The following is a 3,992-nucleotide window of genomic DNA, read 5'->3' as shown; positions in this document are numbered from 1 at the left end:
CTATAGACAACGTTGTCTGAAGAAAGAGGTTTTTGTGAGCGACACTAGAGTTGGTTCAAATTCGCACCATGAAATCGAGGGGATAGGCACAAAAAGCCCGCCAGGATCAAGCGGTGCCATGAAAAGGACGCTCGGAACCGGGGCCATTGTCTTCATGGTGGTGGCGGCTGCTGCACCGCTCACCGCGGCGACAGGTGTGTTGCCCCTCTCGATTGTCTTTTCAGAGAACTCTGCGGCACCGTTCTATTACGTGATCGCAATGGCGATCCTCTGTTTGTTTGTCGTCGGTTACAACGAACTAAGCAAGCATATACGGAACGTTGGTGGCTTTTACTCGTACATTGAGCGAGGGCTTGGAAGGGTTCCCGGCAACGCCTCGGCGATGCTCGCACTGGGAGCCTACGCTCTGACCGTAGTGGCCTTGACTGTTTATGCGGGGCCGTTCATTACACAGCTCGTCGGCACATTCACCGGCTGGCAGGACTCCCCCTGGTGGCTTTGGTCGCTAGTGTTTTGGGCGCTCATTGCCTTACTCGGATACCGAGACATCGATCTGAGCTCCAAAGTCCTTGGTGTCTTGCTTGTTCTGGAAGCCGTAGCCCTGCTGGTGCTGGACATCGCTATCTTGTCCCAGGGAGGCGCCGAGGGCGTCACAGCCGCGCCCGTAAATCCGGTTGAAGCGATGACGCACGGGTCGCCTGCGAGTGGCATCATGTGGGCCGCGCTTTGTTTCGTCGGATTTGAAGCGACGGCGGTATTCCGCAGTGAGGCCAAAAACCCGGAGAAAACTGTCCCTCGTGCCACCTACCTGGCCGTATTCTCAGTCGGAATTCTGTATCTGTTCACTTCGTTCAGCATCGTTATCGGCGCGGGCTCGGGGAACGTCGTCGGGTTCCTCTCGGCTGACCCAAGCGCAGGAGTCTTCGTGCTCGGCTCTGAGTTTATTTCCCCCGTGTACTCGAACATAGTCAACGTGCTCCTCGTGGGTAGCGTTTTTGCTTGTGCTCTCTCATTTCACAATGTCGTGAGCAGGTACAAAATGGCAATGGGCCAGTCGGGGTTGCTCCCCGCATACTTCGGAAAGGTCCATGTCAGGCACGGAGTTCCATCGAACGCTTCGGCGGTCCTCTCGGGTCTCGTTCTCGTCGGGGTGATCGTGTCTGCAGTCCTCAACCTTGACCCGGTTACGGGGGTGTTCGCTCCGCTCGTGGGCGTTCTGGGGTTCGCCGTTCTGGCTCTCATGGCGCTGACATCCCTGGCTGTCATCTTCTATTTCAACTTTAGACCGACGCTCAAGGTGTCCATATTTGTCAGGATCATCGCGCCGGTACTGGCCATCCTCGGACTTGTATTCGTGCTGATCCTGTCCTTTACGAATATCGACGTGATAACAGGCTCAACCGGAGCATCCATTTTCGCCATCACACTCATGGTCGTCCTGCCCCTGACCGGTGCATTGCTGTCCCTTCGTAAGACGAACTCGGCTGGCATTCAAGACCACTGAACCAGCAGCGTAACTGGATGACGCAACGCATCGACTGCCTCACCCGAAACAGCGACCACCCTTCAGTAACTTGCCCAGTCCGTCGGCTATGTCGAGAAGGACCCGGGTCTGACCGATGTGAAACACCGTGCGGTGCTTTCGAACCCGCCCGATTTCGCCGCAGGCATCCGTCAAAACTTATCGGAGACCGGCTGGTCCAAGGTTCCTGAACGGACATGGTTAGACTCCTCGCCAATAGTTCTGCCGTGGTGTCGTCGTTGAGCTTTCTCGAGGCGCTTTGGGACGCCGGCAAGATGTTCAGGGGCGTAGCTGGATAGGGTCGGAGAGAGCTGATGGAAATACTGGCGTGGGTATCTGTTAACGCCAACCGAAAATAGGGCCAGGAACGCCAACTGAAAACAGGGCCACCGACCATTATGGAAGGTGATCAATTTGGATGATTGGGCGGAGATACGCCACCTGTTTTCGACGGGCAAGCACTCGAAGCGTGAGATCGGCAGGATCGTGGGGGTTTCCCGCGGAACGGTGGAGCGTGCGCTGGAGTCGGACCGGGTGCCGAAGTACCAGCGGGCAGCGGGAGTATCGAGTTTTGATGCGTTTGCTCCCAGGGTGCGGGAGCTGTTGGTGAAGACTCCGACGATGCCGGCCGCAACGCTGGCGGAGCGGGTTGGTTGGTCCGGTTCCGCGTCGCTGTTCCGGGCGAAGGTCGCCGCGATCCGGCCTGAATACGCTCCGCCTGACCCGGCCGACCGTCTGGTCCACGAGCCGGGATTCCAGGTCCAGTGCGATTTGTGGTTCCCGCATGATCCGCTACCCGTCGGTGAGGGTCAGACTGACACGCCCCCGGTGCTGGTGATGACCTCGGCGTTCTCGGGATTCATCCAGGCACGGATGCTGCCCTCCCGCACGACACCGGATTTGATCGGTGGGATGTGGGCGCTGCTGCAGGATGCGCAGGCGGTTCCGTCCAGGCTGTTGTGGGACAACGAGTCCGGCATCGGTCGGCGCCGGCCCACGGAGCCGGTGGCCGCGTTCGCCGGATCCTTGGGGCTGGAGGTCAAACTGCTGCCGCCGCGGGATCCGGAGTCCAAGGGCATGGTCGAGCGGATGAACAGGTTCTTCCGGCAACGCTTCATGCCGGGCCGGGACTTCCGCTCACCAGCGGATTTCAACGGTCAGCTGGAGGACTGGCTGCCCAAGGCCAACCACCGGTATTCCCGGTCCCGCCACGGCCGTCCTGACGAGCTGATCGTCCTGGACCGGGAGAAGATGCGGGAACTACCGCCGGTGACACCGGACACGGTATTCCGCAACGCGGTGCGGCTGCCGCGGGATTACTACGTGCGGGTGTTCTCCAACGACTATTCCGTGGACCCGTCGTTCATTGGGCGGATCGTGGATGTCACCGCTGATCTGGACACCGTCTGGGTCACGCACGATGGGGTGCTCATCGCCACCCACGTCCGGGCCTGGGCGCGGCATCTGGTGGTGACCGACACGGCCCATGTCGCCCGCGCGGCGGTGATGCGCCGGGACTTCCGGACCCAGCGGGTGCGCCGCCCCGAACCCGAGGAAGCCGTGCAAATCCGGGATCTGGCCGCCTACGACGAGATCTTCGGCATCGACCTCGGACAGGACCCGGCCGTGCTGCTGGAGGCGGCGTCATGAGCGGGACACCCTCGCAGATCGAGTACTACGCCCGTGCGCTGCGCGCACCCCGGATCAGCGATGGGTTCCGCCGCCTCGGGGACCAGGCCCGGGACGCCGGCTGGTCGCACGAGGAGTATCTGGCCGCCGTCCTCTCCCGGGAAGTCTCCGAACGCGAAGCCTCCGGAGCCGCGACACGGATCAAGGCCGCCCGGTTCCCCGCGCACAAGGACCTCGAGGAGTTCAACTTCGACCACCAGCCCTCCGCGGACCGGAACCTCATCGCTCACCTGGGCACCAGCGTATTTCTCTCCGAGGCCAAGAACGTGGTCCTGCTCGGGCCTCCCGGCACCGGCAAAACCCACCTCGCGGTCGGCATCGGCATCAAGGCGGCCAAGGCCGGGCACCGGGTCCTCTTCGACTCCGCGACGGGCTGGGTCGCCCGCCTGCAGGAGGCTCATTCCCGCGGGAAACTCGCCCAGGAACTGGTCAAGCTACGCCGCTACAGTCTCCTGGTGGTCGATGAAGTCGGCTATATCCCGTTTGACCAGGACGCCGCGAACCTGTTCTTTCAGCTGGTCTCCAGCCGCTATGAACACGCCTCGATGATTCTGACGTCCAACCTGCCCTTCGCCCGCTGGGGCGACGTCTTCGGGGACCTGACCATCGCCTCGGCCATGATCGACCGGATCGTCCACCACGCCGACGTCATCAGCCTCAAAGGCAAAAGCTACCGGCTCAGAAAACACCAGCCCACGGCCAGTACGGCACAATAGAACGAACAACAAGTGGCCCTGTTTTCAACTGGCACTAATGGCCCTGTTTTGGGTTGGCGTTAACA

At 61.2% G+C, this 3,992-nt stretch carries 3 protein-coding genes; all 3 read left to right on the top strand.

The window, feature by feature from the left end; translation table 11 throughout:
* The coding region (locus K789_RS0101125) for an APC family permease (protein ID WP_237739469.1) at positions 1 to 1,504 on the top strand (1,504 nt) is incomplete at its 5' end.
* 423 nt (positions 1,505 to 1,927) lie between these two features.
* Complete coding sequence (istA, locus tag K789_RS0101120; protein WP_024365141.1) at positions 1,928 to 3,172, top strand: IS21 family transposase; 1,245 nt, start codon at positions 1,928 to 1,930, stop codon at positions 3,170 to 3,172.
* Positions 3,169 to 3,927: an IS21-like element helper ATPase IstB gene (gene istB / locus K789_RS0101115; protein WP_024365140.1), complete on the top strand. Its 759-nt coding sequence runs from the start codon at positions 3,169 to 3,171 to the stop codon at positions 3,925 to 3,927. The genes istA and istB overlap by 4 nt, the downstream gene beginning before the upstream one ends.
* The last annotated feature ends 65 nt before the right edge of the window (positions 3,928 to 3,992 follow it).

The sequence above is a fragment of the Arthrobacter sp. TB 26 genome (genome assembly GCF_000427315.1).
Taxonomy (GTDB): domain Bacteria; phylum Actinomycetota; class Actinomycetes; order Actinomycetales; family Micrococcaceae; genus Arthrobacter.
This window is presented reverse-complemented; position numbering and strand designations above follow the sequence as displayed.